Consider the following 26,688-nt stretch of genomic DNA (forward strand, 5'->3'; position numbering starts at 1 on the left):
CCTAACTTCCAGGTGACAGCGAGATCTGACGACGCCGGGAGGCACACAGTGACGGAAGCGGAGGGACCGCGGTGACCGCGGTGGCCGTGGAGGGCCTGCGCAAGCGCTACGGGGACCACGAGGCCGTACGGGGGGTCGACTTCACCGTCTCGGACGGGGAGATCTTCGCCCTGCTCGGACCGAACGGCGCGGGCAAGACCACCACACTGGAGATCCTCGAGGGCTTCCGCGGCCGGGACGGCGGGAGTGTCGAGGTGCTCGGGCGCGACCCGGGCAAGAAGGCGGACGGCAAGTGGCTGCGCGGGCAGATCGGGCTCGTGCTCCAGGACATCGCCGTCGAGCCGTATCTGTCGGTGCGCGAGACGATCGCGCGCAACGCCGGCTACTACCCCGCGCCCCGCGGCATCGACGAGGTCATCGACCTGGTCGGGCTCGACGAGAAGCGCGGCGCGAAGGTGAAGGACCTGTCCGGCGGGCAGAAGCGGCGGCTCGACCTGGCGCTCGGCGTCGTCGGCAACCCGCAGCTCCTCTTCCTGGACGAGCCGACGACAGGCTTCGACCCGAACGCGCGGCGCGGCGCCTGGGAGGTCGTCAAGAACCTGCGGGACGCGGGCACCACCATCGTCCTGACCACGCACTACATGGACGAGGCGCAGGCGCTCGCCGACTCGGTCGCCGTGATCGCGGGCGGCGAGATCGTCGCCGCGGGCACGCCCGACACACTGGGCGGCCGGGACAGCGCGCTGGCCCGGATCCGCTTCCTGCTGCCGCACGGCGCGGCCCTCACCGACGTGCCGCTGCAGGTGAGCGATGTGCAGGAGGGCCTGGTCACGGCGGAGTCGGACGAGCCGACGGCGGCGCTGCACCGGCTCACCGAGTGGGCGCTGCGGCGCGGCACCCCGCTGGAGCGCCTGACCGTGGAGCAGCCCACGCTCGAGGACATCTATCTGGGCCTGACCAGCAAGTACGCGGAACAGGAAGCATCCTCACCGTCCTCCGAACGCGGGCGCGGACCGTCCTCGCGGCGAGGGCGCCGACCCGGACGGAGCCGCTCATGACCACCCTGACCCCGACCACGGCCGCCGGCGCCGGGCGCACCGCGCGCACCGAGCGGAGCCCGCTGGCGCTGCTCGGCCACCAGATCCGGTACGAACAGCTGTCGTTCTGGCGCAACCCGCAGTCGATGGTGTTCACGTTCGTGCTGCCGATCGTCATCATCGCGATCTTCGGCGCGGTGTTCAGCGGCAGCGCCGACGACAAGTTCTTCTTCGGCCTGTCCGGCATGCAGTACTACACGCCGACGATCGCCGCGGTGTCCGTACTGGGCGCCTGTTACGGGCAGTTGGCGATCGTCCTCGCGATGCGCCGGCAGACCGGGGTGCTCAAGCGGCTGCACGCGACACCGCTGCCGGCCTGGGTCTACTTCACGGGCCTGCTCGTGCACTGCATCGTCGTGAGCGTCGTCGACGTCGCGCTCGTCATCGGTATCGGCTCGCTGTACGACGTGCCGCTGCCGACGCACTGGGGCGCGATCATGCTCACCCTCGTTCTCGGCGCGGCGAGCTTCTGCGCGCTGGGCGTGGGCGTCGCCTCACTCATCAAGAACTCGGAAGCGGCGCCCGCCGTGGTGCAGTTCATCCAGTTCCCGCTGGTGTTCATCTCGGGCAGCTACTTCCCGATCCACTCCGAGGTCCTCAACAACATCGCCGGGCTGCTCCCGGTGAAGCCGTTCAACGACGCGATGCTGGCGCCGTTCGCGCAGAACTCCGGCTACCAGTGGCGCGACCTCGCCGTCCTCGCGGCCTGGGGTGTCGTCGGCGCCCTGATCTCGGTGCGCAGCTTCCGCTGGGACCCGAGGCCGGAGTAGGCCACGCGCCGTACCCCGCGCACTTCTTGGGGGCCTCCTCGGAGGCCCCCTCGGCACCCCGCCCCACCCCCCACTTCCCGAAGGGAACCCCCTCACATGTCGCTCACCGAACCGCACACGCGCCCAGGGCCGGCCGACCTCGCCGGCGCCTGGACCCTCGAACCCTCCGCCAGTTCCGTCGAGTTCACCGGCCGGCACTTTCTCCTCCTCCCGGTGACCGGGTCGATGCCGGTGCGCTCCGGTGCCGCGGAACTCGACGGGGACGGCCGGCTCGGGCACCTCGACGTCGCGCTCGACGCGGCCGGCTTCACGACCGGGAACCCGCGCCGGGACGACGCCGTCCGTGGCCCCGCCTTCCTCGACACGGAGCACCACCCGCTCCTGCGCTTCGACGGTGAGACCCTCGCCGCGGGCGAGCCCTGGACCGTGTCGGGCCTGCTGTCGGTCAAGGGCCGTGCGGTGCCGCTGGTCCTCACGGTCGACGAGGTCGTCCCGGAGGACGCCCGCACGGTCGTCCGCGCGTCGGCGACGGTCGACCGGCACGCGTGCGGCGTGAGCGCGATGCGGGCGTTGGTGGGTCCCCGGCTGCGGGTGCGGGTGACGGCGGTGTTCGTGCGCGCCTGAGCCGCGTGCGGCGCAACACGAAGGCCCGGCCGGTGATTCACCGGCCGGGCCTCGTTGTGCGTGCTGCCGGTCAGGCGAGGGCGCCCTCCGCGACCGGGAAGACATGCGCCAGCCAGGCGTAGTTGCGCAGCTCCTCCAGGAGGCTCAGGCCCAGGCGGTTGTGGAGCATGTGGGCGTGCGAGAAGAGGATCATTCCGGGGTGGGTCGGGGACTTCTCCCGGATGTCGCCGGTGAGGGCGGCGAGTCCGTCGTGCCAGTGGGCGAACGGGCCGTGGGCGAGCGGGTCCACGGGCTTGGCCCCGGCGTCCCGGGTGATCGTGGTCAGCGAGTCGAGGAGCTCGCCCGGGTAGCCGGCCTCCCCGGCCCAGGCCCGCCAGGCGCCGAGGCCGTGCGCGTAGAAGTAGCCGCGTTCGGCGGTGTCACCGAGGGCTGCGGCGGCGGCCATGGTGCCGCGCAGGGCGAGCAGGGACCGCTGCGCCTGCGCGGGAGCCTTCGGCGCGAGGCGCAGGACGAGCTCGCTGGAGAGCCGGAACAGGTCCTCGGTGGCGGGCATCAGGGCGGGGCCGCCGTAGCGGTCGAACTCGGGGTCGTAGTCGGCGCGGTGGACGCCGGGGGCCAGCATGGCACGTACGTGCCGGTCGTCGCCCTGCTCGCCCGCGGAGGCGAGCGCTCCCGCGCCTTCGAGGTAGGCGTCGGGGTCGAGCGGCTCCTCGCCGGGCCCGAGCGTGCCGGCGTCGGCGAGCCGGACGCGCAGCACCTCCTCGACTCGGTCATACGCATCCGGCTCCAAGTCCCTTATCCGCAGCCGCAGATGGGGTCCCGCCTGCCAGTAGCGGATGAAGAACCAGGTTGTGCCGGGGGCGAGTTCGCCGATCGTGGGGCCGATCACGTCGGTCAGGACGCGGTCGTGCGCGGACCGGGCGGTGGTGGCGAGGTGGAGGTGCCACGAGCTCCATGTCATGAGGTCTCCCTGAGTGGTCGGGGCGTGGACGGTCACAGCCGCAGGTCCAGGAGGGCGCCGCCCGAGTCCTGCGGGGCGCCGACGACGACGGAGAGGACGATCGTCTCGTCCGGGTCGAGGCCGAGGACGCGCTGCGTGGGGATCTCCTTGAACGCGCGGACGGGCCGGGCGAACAGGCCGGAGGCCGCCGCCGAGAGGCACAGGCCATGGGCGGCCCAGCCGACGGCGTGCTGTGCGGCGCCCCACCCGGCCGGGCCCGAACGGGCGAACAGGTCGCGGGGGCGCACGGAGAAGAACACGGTCATGGGCGCGTGCCGGATGCGGCAGCCGTTGACGGGCGAGACGCCGTACCCGTAGTGCTCCTCCAGGCGGGCGGGCGCTTCCGGGTCGGCGCGCAGGAGGCGGGCACCGCCCGGGACCGCGCGGTGGACCCCGTCCTCATGACCCTCGACGCCCTGGACGACGGCGGTGACGTTCACCGCGCCGAAGGCCGCAGCGAGGTCGGGCCCCGGGGGCGGGACGGCGAGCCACCGCAGGGCGCTGTCGAACGCCTCGGCGGGGAGCCGGGCGCGGCGGCCGCTCATGCCGTGCAGGGCGCGGGGCATGCGCCCGGAGTGCCGCTGCCACAGAAGCTCCGCCCAGTTCGGGACGGTGTGCGAGAGAGGCAGGCCCCGCGGGATCGCGCGCCCGACAGGGACGGGTGAACTGTCGTACGTCTGCTGCCGGTTGACGCGCACGAGGTCGGCGAGGGACGGGTCGCGCAGGTCGGGGACGGCGGCGCGACGCCGTACGGGCAGGACCGGGGGCGGTTCGCCGACGTCGAGGGTGAGCGGCAGCGACCACTCCCACGCCGGGTCGAGCCCGAGGTCCCCGAGGAGTTCATGCCCGTCGGGCCCGGGGAGCGAAAGCCGCGCTGGTACGTCGAACAGCTCGAAGCCCACGCCCAACGCCCGCAGCACGATGCCGAGTTCGAGCGCGACCAGCGAGCCCCTGAACCACTTGTAGGCGGCGGGGATCGACGTGTAGCGACCGGTGAGGGCGATCCGGCGCGGCGCGCCCCCTCCCGGCTCACCGGTCAGCGCGTGCCGGCCGGGATCGAGGACACGCCAGGGCGCCCCGCCACTGCCCCCGGCCACGAAGGCGTGCACGGGGAAGAGACAGCGCGGGGAGGCGTAGGGGCGGTGGTCGTTGTACGGGTTCTCGGGCTCGCGGCGCTGCGGGCCGAACGCGGTGATCAGCGCGCGGGCCAGGCGGTCCGCCACGTCGCGCGGCGGCGGAAGCGCGGGGTAGGGCATGGCCTCCAGCAGGTCGACGGTGCCGAGGGGGAGGGTCTCGCGCGGGGCGCCGGCGCACGGAGGCTCGGGCGGGACGTGTGTGTCCGGGGGCGGTTCCGGTGTCCAGGTCCACGGGGGCGGCTCGGGCCGGTCGGCGCCTGCGCCGTACGCGTACCAGAGGGGTTCGCGCGCGATGCTGTTGTCGCCTTCGGGGCCCGGCAGTTCCACGGGGGAACGCCGGGCCGGCGCGGGCGCGGTCACGGGAACGGGTGGGGGTCGTAGGGGGACGTCCGGTGCTCCTGGGCCGTGCCGCGCAATGCCGCCTCCAGGCGGGGCAGGCCCGCCAGGCGCTGCTGTGCGTGGCCGAAGCACATCGGCAGGATGCCGGGCACGACCGCTCGCGCGACGTGGATGCCCGCGTCGGCGTGCTCGCGGCTCGTCTGGTCGACGAGGACGATCCGGTCGAGGCCCGCGTCGGCGAACAGGGAGCGCACGAGGTCCAGGGCGCCGCGCACATCGCCGCCCGACGCGTCGGCTAGTCGCCGCGGCCAGTCGGGGAACGCCTCGTCCAGGGTGACGCTCGGGCCGCCGAGCGCGGCCGTGGCCCGCTCCAGCGTCTCGGGGATCGAGGAGAACCGGACGTGGTCCTCCAACTCCTGGACGAGCCATGGGTCTTCGGCCATGGCCTCGACCTGTTCCCTGGTCCAGTCGACCGGGTTGGTGACGAGCTGGGCGACCTCGCGCAGGGCGCCGCGGATCGCGGACTGCGGGTCCGCCCCGGACCCGGCCGAGGAGAACGTCGCGGGGAACGGGTCGAGGCGGTTGACGGCGAGGACCCAGACCACGGGCAGCGCGATGTCCCGCGTGGCGACCAGGAGATGGATGTCGAAGCCGCGCGCCCGGATCAGCTCGATCATGGCGCGGCTCGTCGGGTCGGTGATCGAGCTCTCCGGGATGTGGGGCAGCGGCGCGGCCCGGTACCAGGAGGTCAGGAACGCGTCGCGCTCGGCCAGCTCGAACAGCGAGTGCAGCGCCGCCTCTTCGAGGTTCGCGCCGACGGCGCAGCCGCTGGACGACTCGTAGAAGTAGTGCTTGCGCTCATGCGGCCCGACAGCTCTCGCGGCGCGCCGGTCCCTGCGGAACGCGTACTCGTACTGGTAGAAGGCGTGGTCTGCGGGGACGAGCAGGGCCCGCCCGTCGTCGAGGTCGTGGCCCCACACCCAGTCCATCGGGGTGTCGGCCGTGTGCGGGGTCACCCGGCTCGTCGGGTGGGCCAGCTGCTCGTCCGTGTACCGGCCGAGGGTCGCCGGGTCCACGGCGTGCTCGGCGACGTCCGTGTACGCGCGGTCCGTGAGGACCGGGATGTCGTACGGGAATCCGCCGAGCCTCTCGTACGCCTCAAGGACGGCGACCGGCTCGGTCTCGGCGAACGTCCTGGCGCGGCCGTGGCCCATCGCCGGCGCGTCCGGTACGACGGCCATGCTCATCGCGAACGGGGTGCGGGACTCGCGCAGGATGGCGCGGACGGGGCCGAAGCGGTCGTCGACGAGGCGCTCGCGCAGCAGGCCGCGCTCGACGAGACGGCTGTCGCCGGATCGGGTCGGGTCGCCCGGGGAGGCCGGCCGGTTCCGCAGCGCGAGCGGCAACGGCTCTTCCACCGCGGCGAGTTCGCCCTTCTCCGGGCCGCACAGCGGGCAGTGGAAACTGCGGGCGACGCGGTGGCGGCGCAGGCCGCGCGCCGAGACGGCGTACAGCTCGCCGGGGCCGAGGGGACGCCGCGCCAGATGCTCCAGGGACGCCCGGAGCAGTTCGGGCAGCAGCGCCTCGGACGGCGCGGGGCCCGCGGCCGCGTGGGCGAGGTCGCCGGCCAGGGGGTGGTCGACGACGGTGCGCTCGCGCACCTCGGCGCAGCCCGCGCACCCGGCATCGGTGCCCGGGGCCCACAGCGGTCCGACGAGGATTTCGTCGCCGTGGACGCGCACGGACAGATGCGGGCTGCCCGACTCCCGTGCCGCGTCGAGGCGTTGGCGTTCCCAGCCGAGGTCCCAGCCGCGTCGGACGGAGACGCTCACGCCGTCCGCGACGGCCGGGGCACTGAGTCCGGCGCAGACGTCACGCCAGATCTCGTCGTCGTACGCGTCGGGAGCGCGCCGCGCGCTGGTCGTGTCCGCCGTGTCACTGTGCATCGTGGGTCTCCCGCGTGCGTTCTGCGGCCTCGACCGGCCCGTACCAGAAGGGGATCTCGCCGAGCACCGGGTCGGCCGCGACGGCGTGGCCGGTGAAGGCGACGCCGAGAGTGTCGGCGTGGGCGATGAGCTGTGCGCGCAGGGCTCCGATGGCGGCCGGGCCGGCGAACAGCAGAGCGTCCGTGGAGAGTTGGCCGGGCCGGTCCGTCTGCGCGTGGGCGACGGCCTCGCACAGGGCGGTGCGCAGCGCCTCCTGGGGGGTGGATCCCCAGCCCGCGCCGAGGAGTTCACCGGCCGCCGAGGCGACCTCGGCGAGACGCCAGTCGACGCCGGGGACGTGACGCAGCGCGAGCCGGGGCTCGCCGTCCACGAGCTGCCGGAGGGCGGACAGGATGCGCCGCCCTTCGGCGTCGGGCGTCGCGTCGGCCCCGGCCAGCTCCGCCGCTCGCGGGGCCAGCAGCCGCAGCGCGCCGTCGAGCAGCCAGTGTTCCTCGGTCAGTCCGGCGGCCGCCCCCGCGACGCGGTCCCGCAGGGCGAGCAGCGCGGCGGCGACGGTCGCGGCCTCCTGGTGCGGTCCCCAGGCGACGACCGTGCCCGCCCGCTCCCCGCGCTGTTCCACGGCGCGCAGCGCGAGCGGCATCTGTGGCAGGTCCTCGTCGGCTGTGTAGGCGAACAGTCCGGTCCAGCGTCCGGCGAGGGCCACGGCCGACTCGCGCGCGTCCTCGGGTTCGGGCATCGGCGTCGAGGGGACGTCGGTGAGGAGGGAGCCCGGCCGGCCGGTCGCGGCCGCCATGCGGGCTCCCCCGACGGTCACCCGGTCGGAGACCAGGTCCGCCCCGTGCACGACGTGGGCCTCGTCCACGTCCGCCGTCCCCGTCAGCGTGTCGATGAGCAGCTGCCCCGCGAGGGCTCCGGCGACGGCGTCGGCGACCGGGCGCGGTACGGGCCCGTCGCCCTCGTCCGTCCAGGACAGGACCCGCTCACGGAAGGTCCCGGCAGCCTCGGGACCACCCGCGAGAACGGGGCCCACGACATGAACCGTGTCGCCGAGGAGGACGGTCAAGTGATGATTCACAGGGAGGAGTTCGGGCCCCGCTCCATCAGCTGCGGTACGGATCTCCAGTACGGCGTCAGCACCTTCGTACGCATGGTCGGACGAACCGGGCGCCTCGACGACCGTCACCTCCCCCACCCCGGCCCGGCGCAGCCCGCGCGCCGCAGGGCCCGTCGCCTCGGGCGGGCCCGTGACGAGGACCCGGGCGGCGCGCAGTTGGGCGAACGCGGCGTACGGGTCGTCGAGTCGGGCTTCGAGGCGGGCGACGGACTCGGCGTGCGGCGCGCGCTCCTCGGCGGACGGCTCGGGGGCGGTGAACGCGTCGGGGTCGAGCAGGAGCCCCGCGTCGCGCAGCTTGCCGACGAGGTGGCGTACGGCGGGCCGGGAGCGCTCGGTGCCGAGTTCGGCGACGAGTTCGTCCTCGGTCGCGCCCTTCTCCAGGAGGGGGACGCAGCCCTCGGCCACGGCGTGCAGGACGTCGGAGCCGCGCAGGACGACCTGACCGCGCGTGCCGCTGAGGTAGACGCCGCCGGGCACGGGCGCGAAGTGCAGGTCCGGGCGGGCCTTGAGCTTGGCGTTCGTCATGCCTGTCCCCCTCGGTAGGTGAAGCGGCCGCCGGCGTCGCGGCCGACCTCGACGACCCACTCGGTGGCGTGCGTGCCGTCGACGACGGACGGCAGCGCCTCCTCCAGGTAGCAGCCGTCGGCGCCGCGCCGGTCGAGCATGCGCGGCAGGACGCGGGCGCTCAGGGCGCTGGTCAGGTCGACGTACTGCGGCTTCTGCTGAAGCCGCTTGGACTGCACGTCGGGGGCGCCCACCGAGAGGGGTCCCTCGTCCTCGGGCGCGTTCTTGATGACGACCTCTTCGGCGACGCCGTGCCGGGCGCGCCACGCGTTGAGCGCGAGGAGCCGGTCGTGCTCATCGGGTCCCGCGGCGACCGCGGTGGTGAGTTCGTCGCCGCCGTACCAGCGGCGGCGCCCGATGAGGACGTCGCCGACGGCCATGCGGGGCGCGGTCCTGGTGGTGGCGCGGTCCCACGGCGTCGCCGCGTGCCAGCTGTTGGGCAGGCTGTTGAAGAGGCGGCCGCTGATGGCGAGGCCCGAGGCGACGGACAGGGGCGGCGGGAACAGGCCGGGGTGGCCCGTGCCGAGCGGGAGTACGCGCAGGGGCGCGCCGTCGGCGTCCTCGACGCGCAGCGTGTCGGTGTCCGGGTCGTGCGCGAGGCGCAGCGTGAACCAGTCCTCGGGAGTGAGGCCGCCGGGCAGGATCGGCGCGTGCGCGTTGACGTTGAGGCGGTGCAGGCCCAGGTCCTCGGTGACGCGGGCGCCGTCGAAGCCGTACTCCCGCTGGAGGTGTCCGGCGAGGCGGGGCAGGGCGCGGCCGCCCATGCGGCGGTCGGCGTCGAGGAAGCGGGCGTAGAGCATGCCGTGGCCCGGCAGTCCGTCGTTGAGGACGAGCCTGCCGTCGCCCTCCTGGAGGAGGACGCCGTAGATGAGGGGGTCCTGGCGGAAGCGGTCGGGCAGGGACGCGGTCAGGCCCGCCACGTCGTCGGGGGTGAGGACGAGGGTGTCGTCGCCGGCGTCGACGGTCTTGGACAGGCGCGCGTGGACGGCCTCGGTGAGCTCGCGGCGCAGCAGGTACATGCGCTCCAGGGAGCCGTCGGCGGGGCCGATGCCGGCGAGTGCGGACGGGTCGCCCGTGCCGTGCGGCCCGTACACGGCGTCCATGGCGGCGGCGCGCCTGGACACCTCGCCGACGACGAACGCGGCGTTCGCGGCGAGCGGGATGTTGGCCCCGGCGCCGAACCGTTCGACGAACGCGGCCGTCATCAGGACGCGTACGTCGTGCAGCCAGTCGAAGACGGACAGGAGCTCGACGGCCGGGCCGAGGTCGGCGAGCGGCTCGTGCCACTGCCGGGTCGCCACCTTCAGCGGCGGCATGACGTAGTCCTCCTCGACGGTGATCTGGGCGGGCCGCCCGGCGAGGTGGCTCAGCTTGCCGAGGTCGCCGCGCAACTCGGCGAGCACTCCGCCCCGTTCGGGCGCCGGAGCGTCGGCGAGGCGGGGCAGTCCGGCGCGGATCCCGGCGGCGAGGGTGGTGGCGCGCGGGTCGTCGGGGGTGAGGAGGTCGTCGTAGTCGGCGGAGCCGTCCTCGGCCTCGTGGAAGGTGCACAGCAGGCCCTGGCCCACGGCCTGCCGTACGCGCTTGTCGGCGGCCTCGGCCGGGATGCCGGCGCGTTCGGCGACGTGGGCGACGACGGCGGGGAAGAGCCGCGGCCCCATGGACACCGCGTCGAGCAGGTCGCCGACGGGCCCGTCCAGGGGTACGGCGAGGCGGCGCATGCCCGCGTCGGTGAGCCGCAGGAAGAACAGCTTGCCGGACTCGGGGTCGGGCGCCGAGGTGGGCGGGATGCCCACCCACAGGTCCGTGAGGTCCGCGGTGTCGGCGGCGGGGAGCCCCCCGAGCACGTAGCCGAGCATGACGCGGTCGAGCCCGGGGAAGGCGGTGGCGCCCTCGAAGGGGACGTCGCCGGGGTCGACCCCGGCCGGGTCGGGCTCCGCGATGCCTACGGCGGTGAACCGCGACAGCGGGCTGGTGCGGACCATGGCCCGGGTGACGTACTGGATGAGGCCGCGCTCGGACTTGCGGGTGCGGGCGGAGACCTTGCCGGGGCCGAGGACGGCGGCGCGGTAGCGCTCGGCCTCCTGGTGGACCTCGGGTGCCACCAGGGCGAGCGAGCGCAGCAGGTCGTCGTCGCCCAACAGGGCGGCGAGGCCTGCCCGTTCACGGTCGGCGGCCTCGGCGTAGCCCTCGACGACGGCGTCGCGCAGCCGCTCCCTGGCGTCCCGCGCGGCCAGCCACTCGGTGACGGCGGGCGTGGGGGCCGGCGGCTTCTTGGGTGCGCGGCCGTTGTGGATGGAGCGGCGCAGCGCGATGAGGTCACGGCGCTCGGCATCGTCGGCGGCGGCGCCGATGCGGTGGTACAGCTCGTCGGAGCACGCGTCGGCGGCCTGCCTCAACACCTCTTCGGCCGCGGCGAGTTCGGCGAGGGTGCGGCGCTGGGCCGGGTCGGCGAGGCGGGTGCGGCGCAGCGGGTTGACCCGCAGGAACCAGAGGGACTCGGGTGTGGTCGGGCCGGTCATCGCGTGACTCCCGTCGGGTCGGCCGCCGTGCCGGTCATGCGGTTCCGGCGGTCGTTGAGGCGGTCCTGCCAGGACACGCCGAGGACGTCGTCGACGGTCTCGGCGAGGGCGAAGCACATGTAGTAGCGCTGCATCGGCGAGACGGTCAGGAGGGGCAGCTGCTCGTAGAAGAGGTTGGTCAGGAGGCGGAAGGCGGCGAACCAGCGGGAGGGGTCGGCGACCACTCCGGACTCGCCGACGGCGCGGTGGAAGTCGCTGTCGGGCTGGTCGCCCTGCGGGACGACGCGGGTCGCTCCGGGCGGGCCCATCTCGCTGCGGTCCACGCCGTCGGTGACGGAGTCGAGCAGGTCGAGGGTGAGCGTCCCGGCGGCGACGGCACTCTCCAGGGCGCCGGAGCTGTACGCGAACGCGGTCCGCCACTCGGCGGCGCCGGCCGACACCTCGCCGGACAGGCGCTGTTCGACGACGGTACGCAGCCGGGGCGCGTCCTTGGCGAGCCGTTCCTGGAAGACGGGCCTGACGTCCTTGGTGGGCGCGGCCCAGGCGAGGAACGCCTCCACGTGGGAGCGGGGCGAGAACACCCCGTAGGCGGGGCCGAGGAAGTGGGTGTCGACGAGGGCGGCGAACGCCTCGGCGAGCCGCACGGTGGCGGTGGCGGGCTCGGCCGCGATGCCGTCGATCATGCGCAGCAGGGGCTTGTTGAGAGCGCCGAGCACGACGGTGCGGAACTGGTCGAGGCGCGGCTCACGGGACGCCGTGTCGGCGGGGCTCACCCGTGAGACGGCGCCGTGCTCGTGCAGCGGGAGGTAGGGCGGCTGCACCGCTTCGAGCCGGCCGAACTCGCGGGCCTGCTCCAGGTACGCCTCCTCGGTCAGGGCGCGCGGCGGGTCGAGGGGACCGGCGTCGAGGAGGTCCGCGACCTCGGTCCAGTCGGGGCCGCCCGGCACCGCGAGGGCGAGGACGTCGACGTGCGGGCCGTGCAGCCAGCCGCGCCTCAACTGGACGGCGGGAGCGCCCCGTTCGCTCAGGGCGCGGGCGGCCGGCACGACGTGCCGGGCGAGCCACGCCGGTGTCACCGGCATCCGTGTGTGGAGCCGCACTCCCGTCAGGCCGGCGGAGTCCGGCTTCACGGCAGTGCGCTCCGGCGCTTCAACCCCCATGTTTTTCGCACCTTCCAGGAAATCTTCAACAGATCTTGCGGAATGTTTTGACTGGAATTCTGTGGCGGCGACTTGTGCCCGGATAGGGAATGCGGGGCGGCCGCTTACATACGTCACTGCTTTCGTGACACGGGCGCCCGCCGAGTCACGGACGGGTTGGCCGAAAACTGCCGGGCAGGCGCCAAGATCGCTGTACTCTCCGGCCATGACTACGGACACGGAGTGCCTTGCACTCACGCAGAATCTGCGCCGCCGCGGGGCCATCGTCCTCGCGGTTTTTGCCCTGGTGTGGGCTTTTGCGGGCGGCTCCGGCATAAGTGCCGTGGGGGTTTCGGTGACGGTCGGCGTGCTCGCCGCCGCGGTGACCGTCGTGGCGGTGGTCCTGGCCTTCCGCGGCGGGGCCGGTCCGGCCTCGCGCATGGTGCGGCTCCCGGAGAAGTGGAACCGCGGGGTCGGCATGGTGAACATGGCCGAGCTGGTGGCGATCTTCGTGGTGATCGCGGCGTCGAACGCGAGCGGCCACCCGGAGCTGATCCCGCCCGGCATCTGCCTGGTCGTGGGCCTGCACTTCTTCCCGCTCGCCCGCCTCTTCGACCAGTGGCAGTACAAGTGGACGGCCGTCTTCCTGACCGCGGTCGCGGTGGCCGGCCTGGTGGTCGCCGCGACCGGCACGACGATGGAGACCGTGCGTGTCGTGGTCGGCCTGGGCGCCGCGCTGGTGCTGTGGGCCTCGTCGTTCCACGTCGCCGTGCGGGGCTGACGCAGGAACGCGGCGGGCCCCGGCCTGGGCCCGCGAAAGGTCCCCACAAAAGGATGTACCCATCCAGCTCCCGGCTGGATGGGCGCATCCTTTGGAACGGTGGATCAGCAGGCGGAGCAGGTGCTGGACGAGGACGACGAGGTGCCGATCGAACCGCTGGAGGCGCCCATCTCGGGGAGAGCGACACCCTGCGCGACCTCAAGGGTCTCCAGCTCGTCGACGTCGAAGCTGTCGAACGCCTTCTCCGCGTCGTCACCGTTCTTGATGTCGTTGATGCTCATGTGATGAATTCCTTCCGGTGTTCCGCGAAGTGGCTTCGCGGGGTGGATGAGCGGTGGGTGAGGGGAAGTCAGCAGGCGGAGCAGGTCGACGAAGAGGACGACGAGGTGCCGATCGAACCGCTGGAGGCACCCATCTCCGGGAGGGCCACGCCCTGGGCGACCTCAAGGGTCTCCAGCTCGTCGACGTCGAAGCTGTCGAACGCCTTCTCCGCGTCGTCACCGTTCTTGATGTCGTTGATGCTCATGTGATGAATTCCTTTCAGGAGTTCCCGGGGATTCCCCGGAGGGACCTTCCCGGAGATTTCCGGGGGGTCTTTTTTCTTTCCGCAACCGGTGGCTGCGCAATTAATAATGCTCGGCCGGTCATTCGGTGGCCAGCCTTTGCGCCCCCTCGCTGACATTTATCACGGGGGAATTAACCGGCAGCGACCATTCCGGGCTGTTGAGCATGGCCCAGCCCGCCTCGGGATCGCCGGCCACGGAGTCGTCCGGGCTGCGGCTGCCCAGCAGGAAGTCGCCCACGGACGACTCCTTCAGATAGTCGAGGCCGAGGACACGGGCCGACATGTCGGCGTCACCGTTGCCCAGGCCGCACGGGGCGAGGCCGAGGGCCGTCGCCACCAGGTACATGGTCTGGTAGAGCACACCGGTGTGCCGCAGCGTCGTGGCGTAGGCGATGGCGCGGTACTTCCACGCCATGCGCTGGAAGCGCGCCGTGACAGTGATGAGCACGTCGGGGCGTGCCTCCATCCCGGTGGCGCGCGACGCCACATGGAAGAGGGACTCCCGGTCCGTCTCCGCGTCGTTGACGAGGACGAGGCGGTGCGCGACGGGGTCGTAGTAGTAGATGCCGGCGTCGAGCCCCGCGCAGCGCCGCACGGTCACGTACAGCTCCAGTTCGTAGCCCTGGCCGCCGCTGGGATAGGGGCGGGAGACGACCTCGTCGCGGCCGCTGCCCTCCTCGGGGGTGTAGTGGGCGCGGACGCGGGCGACCCGGTAGAGGAACTCGCCCAGCTGCTCGGCCGTCAACTCCCCTTCTCCGTAGGAGCGGATGGAGCGGCGCGTCTCCAGGGCGGTGGTGAGGGACGGGTCACGCCCGGCGATCTCCTCACGCGTGGGCCGGTACAGGTCCACGGCCGGTCCGTCCGGGGCGGGCTTCACGGCGGGCTGTGGGTCGATCTCGCCGCGGTACGGGTAGACGGCGCCGAACACGTCGTCGTAGCGCCCGGAGCGGATGCGCGAGTGGAACAGCAGATCGTGGAAGTCCCACTGGCGCAGCGTCGGCTCCGTGTCGGAGGCGAACGTGCCGTCCTCGTCGGCGGGTTCGACGAAGCCGGCGCCCACGAGGTGGGCGAGCGCGTCGAGGGCGTCGTCCTCGCGCAGGCCGGTGCCGAGCGCGCCGGCCGCGACGGGTTCGCCCAGGGCGGCAACCAGTTCGCGGGCCGCGCGGTCCACGAGCACCGCGCGGAACTTCACGAGCGGTGACTCCAGGACCAGGACGCCCTCGCGGGTACGGCAGAACGCGAACCGGGAGAGGCGCAAGGCCGCGCCCGGCGCCACCACGGCGATCCGGTGCTCGGCGTCACGCGCGGTGGGCTCGATGCGCAGGAGCTCCCTGCGGTCAGCGGGTCCGCCCCGGGTGAGGACGCTGCGCGCGACGAGATGGCCCGCGCGGTCGAGGAGCCGTTCCACCTGGACCGCCTCGGCGGGCCGCAGCCCGTCCAGCAACTCGCCCATGGGGCACGGCCCTTCGGCGAGCCGGCCGAGCGCGGTGCGGATGCCGCCGCGCACCGGTCGCAGGGTGAGCGAGGTGGCGGGGCCCGCGAGGGTCGCCGACTCCCCGTCGAAGAGGACCCGGACGTCGGCGCGGAACGCGGGCGCGGTACGCGGCGGTGATTTCGCCGTCTTCTCGGTCTGCATGCTGATCTCCGGTTCCTTTGAGGCGGCTTGCCCAGTCCGCGTGCGGTCGAGGGCGTACTCCGGAAATCACTGTCACGCCGAACGGGAACCCCTCCCCCTGTCTCGCGTGAAATCGGTGACGTACACCATCGGCGGCCATGACACCCGTCACCGAGGCGCTTCGATCCCTCGGAATTCCGCGCCCTTGTCCGCATGCTCGGAAGACGAATTCACCATCCGGCCAGGCAAGTCGGCCGAGCGACCTCAGTTAAGGAATCCCCGCCGTGCTTACACGTCGTCATGCAATACGCCTCGGTCTCACCACCGGTGCCGTCGGCGCGGTGGGCGCCGCGGGAGGGCTCTTCCAGACACTGACGTCGGGCGGATCCGCGAACGCGGCAACGGCGGCCGGCGCCCCGGCCGTCACGCCGTTCGCGGTCCCGCTGCCCGTGCCCAAGGTCCTCGCCCCGTACCGGAGAACGAGCACCGCCGACTACTACGCGGTCACCATGAGCCGCACCAGCCACCAGATCCTGCCCGGCACCCGCACGGACGTGCTGACCTACAACGGCACGTTCCCCGGCCCCACCATCCGGGCCCGCAAGGGCCGCACCGCGGTGGTCCGGCAGATCAACGCCCTGGACATGCCGGCCTCCGTCCATCTGCACGGCGGCAGCAACCCCGTGGAGCACGACGGCGGCATGATGGACACGATCGCGCCGGGCCGCTCCAGGACGTACGTCTACGCCAACGAGCAGGTCGGGGCCACGCTGTGGACCCACGACCACGCCCACCACATGGAGTCCGAGCACGTCTACCGGGGCCTTTCCGGTCTCTATCTGCTCGGCGACAAAGCGGAGGACGCGCTCGGCCTGCCGTCCGGCCGCTACGAGGTGCCGCTGATCCTGCGCGACGCCCAGTTCGACGCGGCGGGCCGGATGGTCTACACGATGGACGACGCGGAGAACCGGACGACCATCCTGGTCAACGGCGCCCCGTGGCCGTACATGAAGGTCGAGGCGCGCAAGTACCGCTTCCGGATGCTCAATTCATGCAACCTGCGCATCTTCATCCTCTGCCTGAACGACGGCAGCCAGGTCACCCAGATCGGCTCGGACGGCGGCCTGCTCCCGGCACCCGCCGCCACCCCGGTCCTCGTCCTGTCCCCCGGTGAACGCGCCGACTTCGTCGTCGACTTCTCCAAGTACGCGCCCGGCACCCAGCTCACGCTCCAGAACATGCTGGGCCCGGGGCCGACCGAACTCGTCGGCCAGATCATGCGGTTCGACGTCGGCGAGAAGTCGCCCGACACCAGCCGCGTGCCCGACGTCCTCACCGCCCTGCCCGCCCTGCCGAAGCCGGCCGTCGAGCGCAGCTTCGACCTGCGGATGGACGAGCCCGGCACCGGCGACAAGGCCTACATCAACGGAAAGACCTTCGATGCCGGCCGCATCGACACGAACATCAAATGGGGCGACACGGAGGTCTGGACGGTCACGAACACCAGCACCACGATTCCGCACAACTTCCATACGCACCTGGTGCAGTTCCGCATTCTCGAACGCGACGGGCAGCCGGTCTATCCGGCGGAGGCCGGCCTCAAGGACACCGTGCTGCTCTTTCCGGGGCAGACGGCCAGACTCCAGCTCACCTTCGACACGCACAAGGGCGTCTATCCCTACCACTGCCACATGATCGACCACAGCGCCATGGGAATGATGGCGCAAATGAAGATCTCTTGAACTTCCCATTCCACACACCGAATTGCTGAAGAAAGGGGGGAACATGACCGCACGATCAAGCCCGTACGTCCGCCGCATTCTCGACGCGCTCGAACGGGATCCGTCCCGCGCGGTCCTGCACCGGCCGGACGGCACCGTCGCCGCCGGTGAGCTGAGCGACTCCGTCCACGGCACCGCGGCCCTGCTGCACGGTCACGGGGTCGGCCGGGGCGACACCGTGGCCGTTCTGACCGGGCCGAACCATCCGCTGATGCTCAGCGCCCGGTACGCCGTGCACCTCCTGGGGGCCACCTCCGTCTACGTACGGTCGATGAACCCGAGGACCGACACGGAGACGTTCTCGCTCGGCATGCAGACCCGACTCCTGCGCGATCTGCGCGCGTTGCTCCTGCTGGTGGACGAGGAGAGTGCCGAGCGGGGGCGCTGGCTGTCCCACCGCCTGCCGGGGCTCACCGTGCTGCCGATCCCACGCGGGGCTCCCGCCCGGGCCCTCGATCCGGGCGGGCTGCCGCCGCCGCGGCCCGACGCGCTCGCCGTCGTCGACTTCACCAGCGGCAGCACGGGCCGGCCCAAGATGGTCGCCCAGCAGTTCGGCACCCGTGAGGAGCTCGTCGACCGCCTCGCCCATGGCCTCGATCCCCGGGGACCCGCGACGCTCCTGTCCGTCACACCGATCAGCCACACGACGGCTCCGATGGCCGACGCCGTCCTGTCGGGCGGCGGAACGGTGGTGCTCCACGACGGCTTCGACCCCGACGACGTACTGCGCGCCTTCGCCCGCCAGCGCGTCACCGACGTGTACTTGGCGGTTCCCCACCTGTACCGACTGCTCGACCATCCGGGCATCGAGACGACCGACCTGTCCTCGCTGCGCCGCATCACCTACAGCGGCACCCCGGCGGCCCCGGGCCGCGTGGAGCGGGCCGTCCGCCTCTTCGGGGACGTCCTCATCCAGGTGTACGGCACCACGGAGGCGGGCGGCATCAGCAGCCTCAACCCGCTCGACCACCGGGAGCCGGAACTGCTCGGCTCGGTCGGCCGGCCCTTCCCCTGGGTGCGCCTGGAGATCAGGACGCCCGGCGGCGGACCACAGGTCGAACGGGGCGTCACGGGCGAGCTGTGGGTCAACTCCCCCACAGTGACAGCCGGTTACCTGGACGACGACGAGCTGACCGGCGCCACCCTCAGGGACGGCTGGCTGCGCACCGGTGACCTCGGGCACTGGGACCGCTACGGCTATCTCCGGCTCGACGGACGCGTCGGCGACGTGATCAAACACGGCGGTCTGAAGCTGGACCCCACGGCGATCGAGGACGCGCTCCTCCAGCATCCGCAGGTACGCCAGGCCACGGTCTTCGGCGTGCGGGACGACGACTACGTGGAGCAGGTGCACGCCGCCGTCGAACTGCACTCGGGAGCCGCCCGCACCTCGTGCGACCTGCGCGGATACGTGGCCGCGACGCTGACTCCGGAGCACACCCCGGTCCGGATCTCCGTCTGGCCGCAGCTGCCGCTGACCCCGTCGGGCAAGCCGGACCGCGCGTATCTGCGCCGGGTGTCGTCCACACCCGAGCGTTCAGGGACGGCGCCGGCGCCCGCCACCAGCTCCCCGCGCGGAGCCACCGCGCGGGACGGCCCCGTCCGCGTACGCGGCACGGGCGCCCCGCCCGATCACGCCATCCCGCGAACCAGAAAGGGCGTCTCATGACCGCATACGGCCACTTCGCCCGGTCGCTGCGGCTGCGGCGGCTCTACCGCCACAGCACGGCCGGCCTGATGATCACCCCTCTCGACCATTCGATCAGTGACGGTCCCGTGGTGTCCAAGGGCATGTCACTCGACCATCTCGCGGGCCGCCTCGCGGCCGGCGGTTCGGACGCCGTCGTCGTGCACAAGGGCAGTGTGCGGCACATCAGTCCGGAGCGGTTCGCCGCGATGTCCCTGATCATCCACCTCAACGCGAGCACCAGCCAGGCGCTCGACCCCAACGCCAAGTACGTCGTCGCCGGCGTCGAGGAGGCCCTGCGCCTCGGCGCGGACGCCGTCAGCGTCCACGTCAACCTCGGCTCCGACGACGAGCGGCAGCAGATCGGCGACCTCGGCCGGATCGCCGACGCCTGCGACCGCTGGAACCTGCCGCTGCTCGCCATGGTGTACCCGCGCGGCCCGCGGATCACCGACCCCCGGGACCCGGAGCTCGTCGCGCACGCCGTGACGATCGCCGCCGACCTGGGCGCCGACCTGGTCAAGACCGTCTTCCTCGGCTCCACCGCGGAGATGCTCGACCTGACGGCGGCGTGCCCGGTGCCGGTACTCGTCGCGGGCGGCCCCGCCCTCGCCGACGAGGAGGACGTCCTCGCGTACGTGCGGGACGCCCTGGCCGGCGGCGCGGGCGGCGTGGCGATGGGCCGCAACATCTTCCAGGCCGCCGACCCCAGGAGGCTCGCCGCCAAGGTCGCCCGGCTCGTCCACCACTTCCCCGAACAGCACTTCGGGCCGGGCCCCTTCACCGCGTCCGCCGACACGGACAGCGACGCCCGGCTCACCCCGGACCACCTCGACGCACCGACCACCGCCCCGCTCTCCCACGATCTGACAGGAGGTCCGCATCATGACGGACGCAAAACTGTGCTGGCTTGACATCCGCGACGCCGGCACCGCCACCGCCGCCATCCTCGAAGAGGCCGTCCACCAGCGGATCGACGGCGTCGTCGCCGCCGACCCGGCCGCCTTCACCGGCCTGCCCCCGACCGTCCGCAAGATCCTTCTGTTCGAGGACGGGGCGGCCTCGGTCCCCGCCGACCTCGGCGAGGCCGACCTGGTGATCGTGCCCGGCGGCAAGGACGAGCGGGCCCCGCTCGTCGCGGCGCACCCCGACGTCGAGTTCGGCCGCTACGTCGAGATCGTCGACGCCGACACCCTGGAGGACGCCTGCCTGGCGGCGCGCCTGGAGGCATGGAGCGTCCTCGACTTCCGCGACCCGACGAAGATCCCGCTGGAGATCGTCATCGCGGCGGCCACCGGCGCCCCGGGCTCCATCGTCACGACCGCGGCCAACAACGAGGAGGCCGAGATCGTCTACGGCGTGCTCGAACTGGGCTCGGACGGCGTCCTGATGCGCGGCCGCACCGTGGGCGACGCCACCGCCCTGCGCACCGCGGCCGCCTCGCGCGGCGGGGAGATCCCGCTGGTGGAGCTGACGGTCACGGGCGCCACGCACATCGGGATGGGTGAGCGTGCCTGCGTCGACACGACGACCCACTTCCGCAAGGACGAGGGCATCCTCGTCGGCTCGCACTCCAAGGGCATGGTGCTGTGCGTCAGCGAGACCCACCCGCTGCCGTACATGCCGACGCGCCCCTTCCGGGTCAACGCCGGCGCACTGCACTCGTACACCGTGGCGCAGCACGGGCGCACCCACTACCTGAGCGAACTGCACGCCGGCAGCTCGGTCCTCGCGGTCGACGTGAAGGGCCGCACGCGTCCCGTCAGCGTCGGCCGGGTGAAGATCGAGACGCGTCCGCTGATCTCCATCGACGCGGTCGCGCCCAACGGCCAGACGGTCAACCTGATCCTCCAGGACGACTGGCACGTCCGCGTCCTCGGCCCCGGCGCCTCGGTCCTCAACAGCACCGAACTCAAGCCGGGCGACACGATCCTGGGCCATCTGCCCACGGCCGACCGCCATGTCGGCTACCCGATCAACGAGTTCTGCCTGGAGAAGTAGCAGCGCCCGTACGCGCGTGAGCAGCGCCCGTACGCGCGTGAGCAGCGCCCGTACGCCTCGCACCAGGACGCCCCGCCCCGGCACACCCCGTGCCGGGGCCGGCGCGCGTCCGGCCCCGGGCCGCCCCGGTCTCACAGCCATCCGTGCTCGCTCGCGATGCGCGCCGCGTCGAACCGGTTGCGGCCGCCGAGCTTCTTGATGGCCGCCGAGGTGAGGTTCCGTACGGTCCCCGCGGCGAGATACAGCTCGCCGGCGATCTCCTTCACCGTGGCGCCGCCGGCGGTGAGGCGCAGCACGTCCATCTCCCTGACGCTGAGCGCCGATTCACCGGTCGTGGGCGGCCTCATCAGCGCCGGGTCGACGGTGAGACAGCCGCCCGCGACGCCCATGAGGGTGGTGATCAGCTGCGGCAGGCGCGCGTTCTTGGGGACGATGCCGAGCGCGCCCGCGGCGACGGCCCGGTCGACCACCGCGGGGGTGGCCGCTCCGACCATGAGGGCGACGCCGCACTTGGGATGCTGCGCGCGCACATCGGTCGCGGCCCGCAGCGCCTTGCCGCCCATGGTGGGCTCCCCGAGGAGCAGCACGGTCGGGCGGTGCCGCTCGACGGCGGGCAGCACGGCCTCGTAGGTCGTGGCGAGCCCCACGACGTCGAGGCCGTTGGTGCCGTTGAGCGTCTCGGCGAACGCTTCGAGGACCAGCTGGTGATCACCTGCTACGACCACGCGTACGGACATCTCTCTACCCCCGTATCGATGTACTGGACTCAGGCTCGGACTCGGACTCGGACTCGGAACCGGACGTGCCGAGCAGCCGGTCGACCACCGACCTGGCCAGTTCCTCGGCCCGGGCCTCCTGGTCGATCTCGATGTGCACGGCGTGGACGGGCAGGCCCGCCGCGACGGCGGCCGACACCGCGCGGAACGTGTCCGCGAGGCCGTACGGGGCGTCCTCGGCCGGGACGATCACGACGGCGGCCGTGGGCGGCCCGATGTCGGCGGCTATCTGCGCCGGCAGCGCCAGCACCGCCTCCGTGTCCTCGGCGTCCACCTGGTACGGCAGCGCCACGAGACCGATGCCGGCCAGCTCCTTGCACAGGAAGGCCGCGTTGGTGGCCGCGTCGTCCCCGCGGCCCCGATGGCCCGCGCCGACGACGGCGACGGCGGCCCCGGCGGCACAGAGCCGCGCGGTGACGACCCGTCCGGTGCCGGTGGTGGCGTCGACGACGAGGACGACGCAGCCGTCGAGCGGCGGGGGTGCGTAGGACGCTGCGTGGGACACGAGGACTCCCTGTTCGCGGAATACGATGAGCAGGTAACGTGCGGAATCTGTGTACGGCTTGAAACGTGCGCGTCGCCGGGAATGCGGCGCGCCCTGATGAAGTGGAGTTCAGGCGCCTTGACTTGGCGCTGAATAAACGTTCAACCGTGGTTCAAGGGGGAAACACCACGTGGACGAAGTCTCGTCACTGGATCAGCAGACGCTCGGCGTCTACCGCGCGATTCTGTTCCACAAGGAACACGATCCGAAGCGCCTCGCCGCTTTACTCGACTGCACGCCGGAGGCGGTGGAGGCGGCCCTGGACCGGCTGTCCGAACTCTCCCTCCTCGCACCTTCGACGGACTCCCCCGGCCGGCTGCGGGCGGTGAACCCGTCGCTCGGCCTGAAGGTCCTCCTCCAGCGGGAGCAGAACGAACTGGCCTGGCGTCAGCAGCGCATCGAGCAGAACCGCGCCGCGCTGGCCGCGCTCGCCGCCGAGTACACGGCGTCCGGCTGGTCGAACACCCTGGACGGCACGGAACACCTCGACAACGTCGACGACATCCGTATCCGTCTGGAGGCGCTCGCCGAGTCCTGCGTGCGCGAGTCCCTCGCGTTCCATCCGGTCAACGCGCTGACCCAGGAGTCGATCGAGGCCGGCCGGCCCCTCAACGAGCGGGCGCTCGCGCGGGGCGTGCGCTTCCGGTCGATCTACCTCGACAGCGTCGCCAACGACCGCGTCACCAAGGCGCACGCGCAGTGGATGGCGGAGCGGCACAGCGAGATCCGGACCTCGCCGACGCTGCCGATGCGGCTGCTCATCGTCGACAACACCGCGGCGATCGTGGCAGGTCTGCCGGGTCAGGCCCAGCCGTCCGCGCTGCTGTTCAGCAGCCAGCCGGTGGTCCTCGCGATGCGGGCCCTGTTCGAGGCGTACTGGGAGCACTCCTGCCCCCTCGACCGGCCCGGCGACGCCCTGCCCGGTGGGCTGACCCCGCAGGAGCGCAAGCTCCTCCAGCTCCTCGCGACGGGTCTCACCGACGAGGCCGTGGCCCGTGCGCTCGGTATCGGGGTGCGCACCGAGCGCCGCATCATGGCCGAGCTGATGGAGCGCCTCGGTGCGTCGAGCCGCTTCGAGGCCGGCGTGCAGGCCACGCGCAGGGAGTGGATCTGACGGGGCGTCGTCGTCCGCATCGCACTCACCGCTGAGGGGTGACGGGCCAGACGAAGTCGTCGGGCGAGGCGGGTATGCCGGGCAGGCCGGGCAGGTTCTGCGGAAGGCTCGGCCACACGAAGTCGAGGGGCCGGGCCGGCGGGGTCGGCCACACGAAGTCGTCGGCGGAGGAGGGGGCCGCCTTCGAGGTACCGGCTCCCTGCCCGGTGGCCCCGGAGGGGAGGGCCTGCGCGGGCACGGCCCACAGGATCCCGCCGAGTACGGCGGCGGCGAGGACGGTACAGCGGGTGGTGGCACGGGACATGGGAGGTCTCCATTCGCGAGTACGGTGCGGCGTACGTTCGATGCGTTGACCTGCGCCGGTCCGGTCCGTTTCGGCCGTTCCGACTGCGTGCCTAGAGATAATCACCGCGCCACCCCCACTGTCCGCATCCCGCCACGCCAGGAAGCTGCATGGCAGGGAGTTGCCTGAGGGGCTGGGTCTTCGGGCGGGGCCTAACGGCCCTCGGCCCCGGCGTCCGGTCCGGCCGCCGCGCGGCGGAACTCCGCGTTGATGCGCAGGGCCTCCTCGAGCTGGTCCTCGAGGATGATGATGCGGCAGGCGGCCTCGACGGGGGTGCCCTGGTCGACGAGCTCGCGGGCACGTGCCGCGATACGCAGCTGGTAGCGGGAGTAGCGGCGGTGTCCGCCGGCCGACCGCAGCGGAGTGATCAGGCGCGCTTCGCCGATGGCCCGCAGGAACGCGGGCGTGGTGCCGATCATCTCGGCGGCCCGTCCCATCGTGAAGGCGGGGTAGTCGTCGTCGTCGAGACGGCCGAGCGGTTCTTCTGCTGTCATCTCACCTCGTCGAGGGGCGCATGGAGGGGCCCCGGCGCCGTCGCGGCCGCCGTGCCCCGGCCAAATTGAACACCATGCGTCCGCGGGGTCGCGCCGCCGCCGGGCCGCGCACACGCCGAGGGCCCCGCCCGGCGAACCGGTCGGGGCCCTCGGCGCCGCCCGGCCTCGGCGGCCGGCGGTGGCGTGTCTACGCGGAGGCCGGCAGGCCCATCAGCGCCGACGCGGCCTGGAGCGGGGTGACTTCAGCCCCGGCGGAGCGGCCCGCAGAGACCTCGGTACAGGTGAAGCCGAGCGCGGTCAGCGCCCTGACCACCTCAGCGGAGGTGAAGTCGCGCCGATCCTGCCGGGTGATGACGGCCCCGACCTGCTTGACGGGGTAGTGGCGCCGCCCGATGAGCACGGAGTCGCCGGTGACGGGTTCGGGTTTGACGCCCTTCATCGCGTCCAGCACGTCGCTGCTGAACAGGTCGAAGGGGAATCTGGCGATGACACAGCGCATGAGGGCCTCACAGGGAGAGGGACGGTCCGGAGCTGTGGACGATGTCCCGCAGCTGGGTGCGATCGGTGTAGCGGGCGCTGCCGCGCGCGGCGCTCAGCTCGGCGCGGCTGACCGTACCGGTGCAGCGGCCGTCCTCGTCGCAGAGGAGGAGCTGACCGGCACGGGAGCTGTCGAGGACGGACAGGGCGACCTCGACGGTCATGTCGGCCCAGACGTGAGGTCCCGACGGCCTCAGGGACGCTGCCCCCGAAGGGAGGCGGGCCGTCTTGCGCGGATGTGTCTCGACCAGTGTCAAAGTGCCTCCTACGGGATGGCGGGATGGGGCGGGGCTACGGGCCGTGGCGTCACAGGTCAGGACGCCGCGGCGACCGGGGGCGCGGAGTGCCGGAAGGTTCCCGCGCCCTGCCCCGTGCGCGGCTGGTCGGCGGCGCGCCTCGGATCGGCGGCGCGCCGGGCCTCGGCGGAACGGCTGCGGCGGCCACGGGTGCTCGCCCCGCTGCGCCGAGGGCGTTCCATCACCGGCGCGGTGATGACGACCGGCACACCGGACGGCGTCCGCGCCCCGGTGATGCGGCTCAACTCGGCTTCACCCGACCGGACTTGAGCGATCTGCGGGGTGATCCCGGCGTCGCGCATCAGCCGGCTCATGTCGCGGCGCTGGTTGGGCAGGACGAGGGTGACTACGCTGCCGGACTCACCGGCACGGGCCGTACGGCCGCCGCGGTGCAGGTAGTCCTTGTGGTCGGCGGGCGGGTCGACGTTGACGACGAGGTCGAGGCTGTCGACGTGGATGCCGCGGGCGGCGACGTTGGTCGCGACCAGGACGGTGACGTGGCCGCTCTTGAACTGGGCGAGGGTGCGGGTGCGCTGCGGCTGGGACTTGCCGCCGTGCAGGGCGGCGGCGCGCACACCGACGCCGAGCAGGTCCCGGGTCAGACGGTCCACCGCGTGCTTGGTGTCGAGGAACATGATGACCCGACCGTCGCGGGCGGCGATCTCGGTGGTGGCCGCGTGCTTGTCGACCGGGTGCACGTGCAGGACGTGGTGTTCCATCGTGGTCACCGCGCCGGCCGACGGGTCGACGGAGTGGACCACGGGGTCGTGCAGATAGCGGCGCACGAGGAGGTCGACGTTGCGGTCGAGCGTGGCGGAGAACAGCATGCGCTGCCCCTCCGGCCGCATCTGGTCGAGCAGGGCCGTGACCTGGGGCATGAAGCCCATGTCGGCCATCTGGTCGGCCTCGTCGAGCACCGTGACGGCCACCTCGTCGAGCCGGCAGTCGCCTCGGTCGATGAGGTCCTTGAGCCGGCCCGGGGTGGCGACGACGATCTCGACGCCTCCGCGCAGCGCTCCGGTCTGACGTCCGATGGACATGCCGCCGACGACGGTGGCCAGGCGCAGCTTCAGCGACCGCGCGTACGGGGTGAGTGCCTCGGTGACCTGCTGGGCGAGTTCGCGGGTGGGGACGAGGACCAGGGCGAGCGGGCTGCGGGGCTCGGCGCGCCGCCCGGCGGTACGGGCGAGGAGGGCGAGTCCGAACGCGAGGGTCTTGCCGGACCCGGTACGGCCGCGGCCGAGCACGTCCCGCCCGGCGAGGGAGTTGGGCAGGGTCGCTGCCTGGATGGGGAACGGCTCGTTCATGCCGAGGCTGGTGAGCATCTGCAGGAGCTCGTCCGGCAGGGCGAGTTCCCCGAAGGAAGCGACTGCGGGGAGGCCCGGCCGAACGGTCTTCGGCAACGCGAACTCCCCGGAAACCACACTCCGGCTCGTTCGCCCGGCTCGACTCTCTCGACCTGTCCCATACGTACGTTTCATGATCGGCAAAACCTTCCTGGACGCGGCACGAAAATGCACGGCACGCGTCAGGGAATTCCCGCGACATTTGAAAAGCGCAGGGAACCGCAGGAACGAGCCGAATAATTGGATGCCAAAAACATGAACGGCACCCGGAAAAGCAACGAGCTGGGGCCCGCACCCCAAGGTGCGGGCCCCAGCTACGGTCTACGCGTCAGCGACGACGTCAGGCGGGAACGATGTTCTCGGCCGTCGGGCCCTTCTGGCCCTGACCGATGTCGAAGGTCACCTTCTGGCCTTCCTGCAGCTCACGGAAGCCCTGGGCGGCGATGTTCGAGTAGTGGGCGAAGACGTCGGGGCCGCCACCGTCCTGCTCGATGAAGCCGAAACCCTTTTCCGCGTTGAACCACTTCACGGTGCCAGCAGCCATGTCATATCTCCTTCGG

At 72.4% G+C, this 26,688-nt stretch carries 26 protein-coding genes; 9 read left to right on the top strand and 17 right to left on the bottom strand.

The genetic code is table 11. The features are described from left to right. Positions 1-71 precede the first annotated feature (71 nt). The 3 genes from OG758_RS16150 to OG758_RS16160 all read left to right on the top strand — a co-directional run bounded on the left by OG758_RS16150 (position 72) and on the right by OG758_RS16160 (position 2,491). A complete protein-coding gene (locus OG758_RS16150) occupies positions 72-1,058 on the top strand; it encodes an ABC transporter ATP-binding protein (RefSeq protein ID WP_266674995.1) in 987 nt (328 codons plus the stop codon). Further along, entirely contained in the window at positions 1,055-1,867 is an 813-nt protein-coding gene (locus OG758_RS16155; RefSeq protein WP_326710661.1) for an ABC transporter permease, read from the top strand. Before OG758_RS16150 ends, OG758_RS16155 begins: the two co-directional genes overlap by 4 nt. Before the next feature lie 96 nt (positions 1,868-1,963). Next, positions 1,964-2,491, top strand: a complete 528-nt coding sequence (locus tag OG758_RS16160) for a YceI family protein (RefSeq protein WP_326710662.1) — start codon at positions 1,964-1,966, stop codon at positions 2,489-2,491. A gap of 70 nt (positions 2,492-2,561) precedes the next feature. On the opposite strand, the gene OG758_RS16165 is transcribed toward OG758_RS16160, so the two are convergent. Genes OG758_RS16165 through OG758_RS16190 form a run of 6 tightly spaced genes read right to left on the bottom strand, consistent with a single transcriptional unit; the run spans position 2,562 to position 12,269 of the window. Beyond that, positions 2,562-3,452, bottom strand: coding sequence for a thiopeptide-type bacteriocin biosynthesis protein (locus OG758_RS16165; protein WP_326710663.1), 891 nt, complete (start codon positions 3,450-3,452; stop codon positions 2,562-2,564). 32 nt (positions 3,453-3,484) lie between these two features. Next, positions 3,485-4,987, bottom strand: a complete 1,503-nt coding sequence (locus OG758_RS16170; protein WP_326710664.1) for a nitroreductase family protein — start codon at positions 4,985-4,987, stop codon at positions 3,485-3,487. Beyond that, the gene (locus tag OG758_RS16175) at positions 4,984-6,912 is read right to left on the bottom strand and encodes a TOMM precursor leader peptide-binding protein (RefSeq protein WP_326710665.1); all 1,929 of its coding nucleotides are present in this window, start codon (positions 6,910-6,912) and stop codon (positions 4,984-4,986) included. The genes OG758_RS16170 and OG758_RS16175 overlap by 4 nt, the downstream gene beginning before the upstream one ends. Next, positions 6,902-8,551, bottom strand: coding sequence for a hypothetical protein (locus OG758_RS16180; protein ID WP_326710666.1), 1,650 nt, complete (start codon positions 8,549-8,551; stop codon positions 6,902-6,904). The genes OG758_RS16175 and OG758_RS16180 overlap by 11 nt, the downstream gene beginning before the upstream one ends. Beyond that, positions 8,548-11,109 carry a hypothetical protein gene (locus OG758_RS16185; protein WP_326710667.1) on the bottom strand — a complete coding sequence of 854 codons (2,562 nt, stop codon included), beginning with the start codon at positions 11,107-11,109 and terminating at the stop codon, positions 8,548-8,550. Before OG758_RS16185 ends, OG758_RS16180 begins: the two co-directional genes overlap by 4 nt. Continuing rightward, the gene (locus tag OG758_RS16190; protein WP_326710668.1) at positions 11,106-12,269 is read right to left on the bottom strand and encodes a hypothetical protein; all 1,164 of its coding nucleotides are present in this window, start codon (positions 12,267-12,269) and stop codon (positions 11,106-11,108) included. Before OG758_RS16190 ends, OG758_RS16185 begins: the two co-directional genes overlap by 4 nt. Before the next feature lie 205 nt (positions 12,270-12,474). Here OG758_RS16190 and OG758_RS16195 point away from each other — a divergent pair, with 205 nt between their 5' ends. Beyond that, complete coding sequence (locus tag OG758_RS16195; protein ID WP_326710669.1) at positions 12,475-13,029, top strand: DUF7010 family protein; 555 nt, start codon at positions 12,475-12,477, stop codon at positions 13,027-13,029. A 104-nt stretch (positions 13,030-13,133) separates the two neighbouring features. On the opposite strand, the gene OG758_RS16200 is transcribed toward OG758_RS16195, so the two are convergent. The 3 genes from OG758_RS16200 to OG758_RS16210 all read right to left on the bottom strand — a co-directional run bounded on the left by OG758_RS16200 (position 13,134) and on the right by OG758_RS16210 (position 15,230). Beyond that, positions 13,134-13,310, bottom strand: a complete 177-nt coding sequence (locus tag OG758_RS16200) for a thiazolylpeptide-type bacteriocin (RefSeq protein WP_100591202.1) — start codon at positions 13,308-13,310, stop codon at positions 13,134-13,136. Between the two features lie 68 nt (positions 13,311-13,378). Further along, a complete protein-coding gene (locus tag OG758_RS16205; RefSeq protein WP_100591202.1) occupies positions 13,379-13,555 on the bottom strand; it encodes a thiazolylpeptide-type bacteriocin in 177 nt (58 codons plus the stop codon). Positions 13,556-13,673: 118 nt separating this feature from the next. Beyond that, entirely contained in the window at positions 13,674-15,230 is a 1,557-nt protein-coding gene (locus OG758_RS16210; protein ID WP_326710670.1) for a SagB/ThcOx family dehydrogenase, read from the bottom strand. Between the two features lie 263 nt (positions 15,231-15,493). On the opposite strand from OG758_RS16210, the gene OG758_RS16215 reads away from it, so the two are divergent. Genes OG758_RS16215 through OG758_RS16230 form a run of 4 tightly spaced genes read left to right on the top strand, consistent with a single transcriptional unit; the run spans position 15,494 to position 20,678 of the window. Continuing rightward, complete coding sequence (locus tag OG758_RS16215; protein WP_326710671.1) at positions 15,494-16,951, top strand: multicopper oxidase family protein; 1,458 nt, start codon at positions 15,494-15,496, stop codon at positions 16,949-16,951. A 43-nt stretch (positions 16,952-16,994) separates the two neighbouring features. Beyond that, a complete protein-coding gene (locus OG758_RS16220) occupies positions 16,995-18,659 on the top strand; it encodes a class I adenylate-forming enzyme family protein (protein ID WP_326710672.1) in 1,665 nt (554 codons plus the stop codon). After that, positions 18,656-19,591, top strand: a complete 936-nt coding sequence (locus tag OG758_RS16225) for a 2-amino-3,7-dideoxy-D-threo-hept-6-ulosonate synthase (protein ID WP_266674982.1) — start codon at positions 18,656-18,658, stop codon at positions 19,589-19,591. Before OG758_RS16220 ends, OG758_RS16225 begins: the two co-directional genes overlap by 4 nt. Then, entirely contained in the window at positions 19,563-20,678 is a 1,116-nt protein-coding gene (locus OG758_RS16230; protein WP_326710673.1) for a 3-dehydroquinate synthase II, read from the top strand. The genes OG758_RS16225 and OG758_RS16230 overlap by 29 nt, the downstream gene beginning before the upstream one ends. 131 nt (positions 20,679-20,809) lie before the next feature. On the opposite strand, the gene OG758_RS16235 is transcribed toward OG758_RS16230, so the two are convergent. Further along, on the bottom strand, positions 20,810-21,415 hold the full coding sequence (locus OG758_RS16235; protein ID WP_326710674.1) for a response regulator transcription factor: 606 nt from the start codon (positions 21,413-21,415) through the stop codon (positions 20,810-20,812). A gap of 4 nt (positions 21,416-21,419) precedes the next feature. Further along, entirely contained in the window at positions 21,420-21,959 is a 540-nt protein-coding gene (locus tag OG758_RS16240) for a hypothetical protein (protein WP_326710675.1), read from the bottom strand. A 169-nt stretch (positions 21,960-22,128) separates the two neighbouring features. Here OG758_RS16240 and OG758_RS16245 point away from each other — a divergent pair, with 169 nt between their 5' ends. Continuing rightward, positions 22,129-23,112 carry a helix-turn-helix transcriptional regulator gene (locus OG758_RS16245; protein ID WP_326710676.1) on the top strand — a complete coding sequence of 328 codons (984 nt, stop codon included), beginning with the start codon at positions 22,129-22,131 and terminating at the stop codon, positions 23,110-23,112. 25 nt (positions 23,113-23,137) lie between these two features. Here OG758_RS16245 and OG758_RS16250 read toward each other — a convergent pair whose 3' ends face one another. From OG758_RS16250 to OG758_RS16275, 6 genes are all read right to left on the bottom strand, one after another. Then, complete coding sequence (locus tag OG758_RS16250; protein ID WP_326710677.1) at positions 23,138-23,416, bottom strand: hypothetical protein; 279 nt, start codon at positions 23,414-23,416, stop codon at positions 23,138-23,140. Positions 23,417-23,607: 191 nt separating this feature from the next. After that, positions 23,608-23,949 carry a MerR family transcriptional regulator gene (locus tag OG758_RS16255; RefSeq protein ID WP_326710678.1) on the bottom strand — a complete coding sequence of 114 codons (342 nt, stop codon included), beginning with the start codon at positions 23,947-23,949 and terminating at the stop codon, positions 23,608-23,610. A 187-nt stretch (positions 23,950-24,136) separates the two neighbouring features. Next, a complete protein-coding gene (locus tag OG758_RS16260) occupies positions 24,137-24,448 on the bottom strand; it encodes an SCO5918 family protein (protein ID WP_326710679.1) in 312 nt (103 codons plus the stop codon). A 7-nt stretch (positions 24,449-24,455) separates the two neighbouring features. Further along, the gene (locus tag OG758_RS16265) at positions 24,456-24,650 is read right to left on the bottom strand and encodes a hypothetical protein (protein WP_266558949.1); all 195 of its coding nucleotides are present in this window, start codon (positions 24,648-24,650) and stop codon (positions 24,456-24,458) included. Positions 24,651-24,799: 149 nt separating this feature from the next. Beyond that, positions 24,800-26,263: a DEAD/DEAH box helicase gene (locus OG758_RS16270; RefSeq protein WP_326710680.1), complete on the bottom strand. Its 1,464-nt coding sequence runs from the start codon at positions 26,261-26,263 to the stop codon at positions 24,800-24,802. 205 nt (positions 26,264-26,468) lie between these two features. After that, positions 26,469-26,672: a cold-shock protein gene (locus OG758_RS16275; protein ID WP_326710681.1), complete on the bottom strand. Its 204-nt coding sequence runs from the start codon at positions 26,670-26,672 to the stop codon at positions 26,469-26,471. Positions 26,673-26,688: the final 16 nt, after the last annotated feature.

The sequence above is a fragment of the Streptomyces sp. NBC_01474 genome (assembly GCF_035918215.1).
In the GTDB taxonomy this organism is placed as follows: Bacteria; Actinomycetota; Actinomycetes; order Streptomycetales; family Streptomycetaceae; genus Streptomyces; species Streptomyces aureus.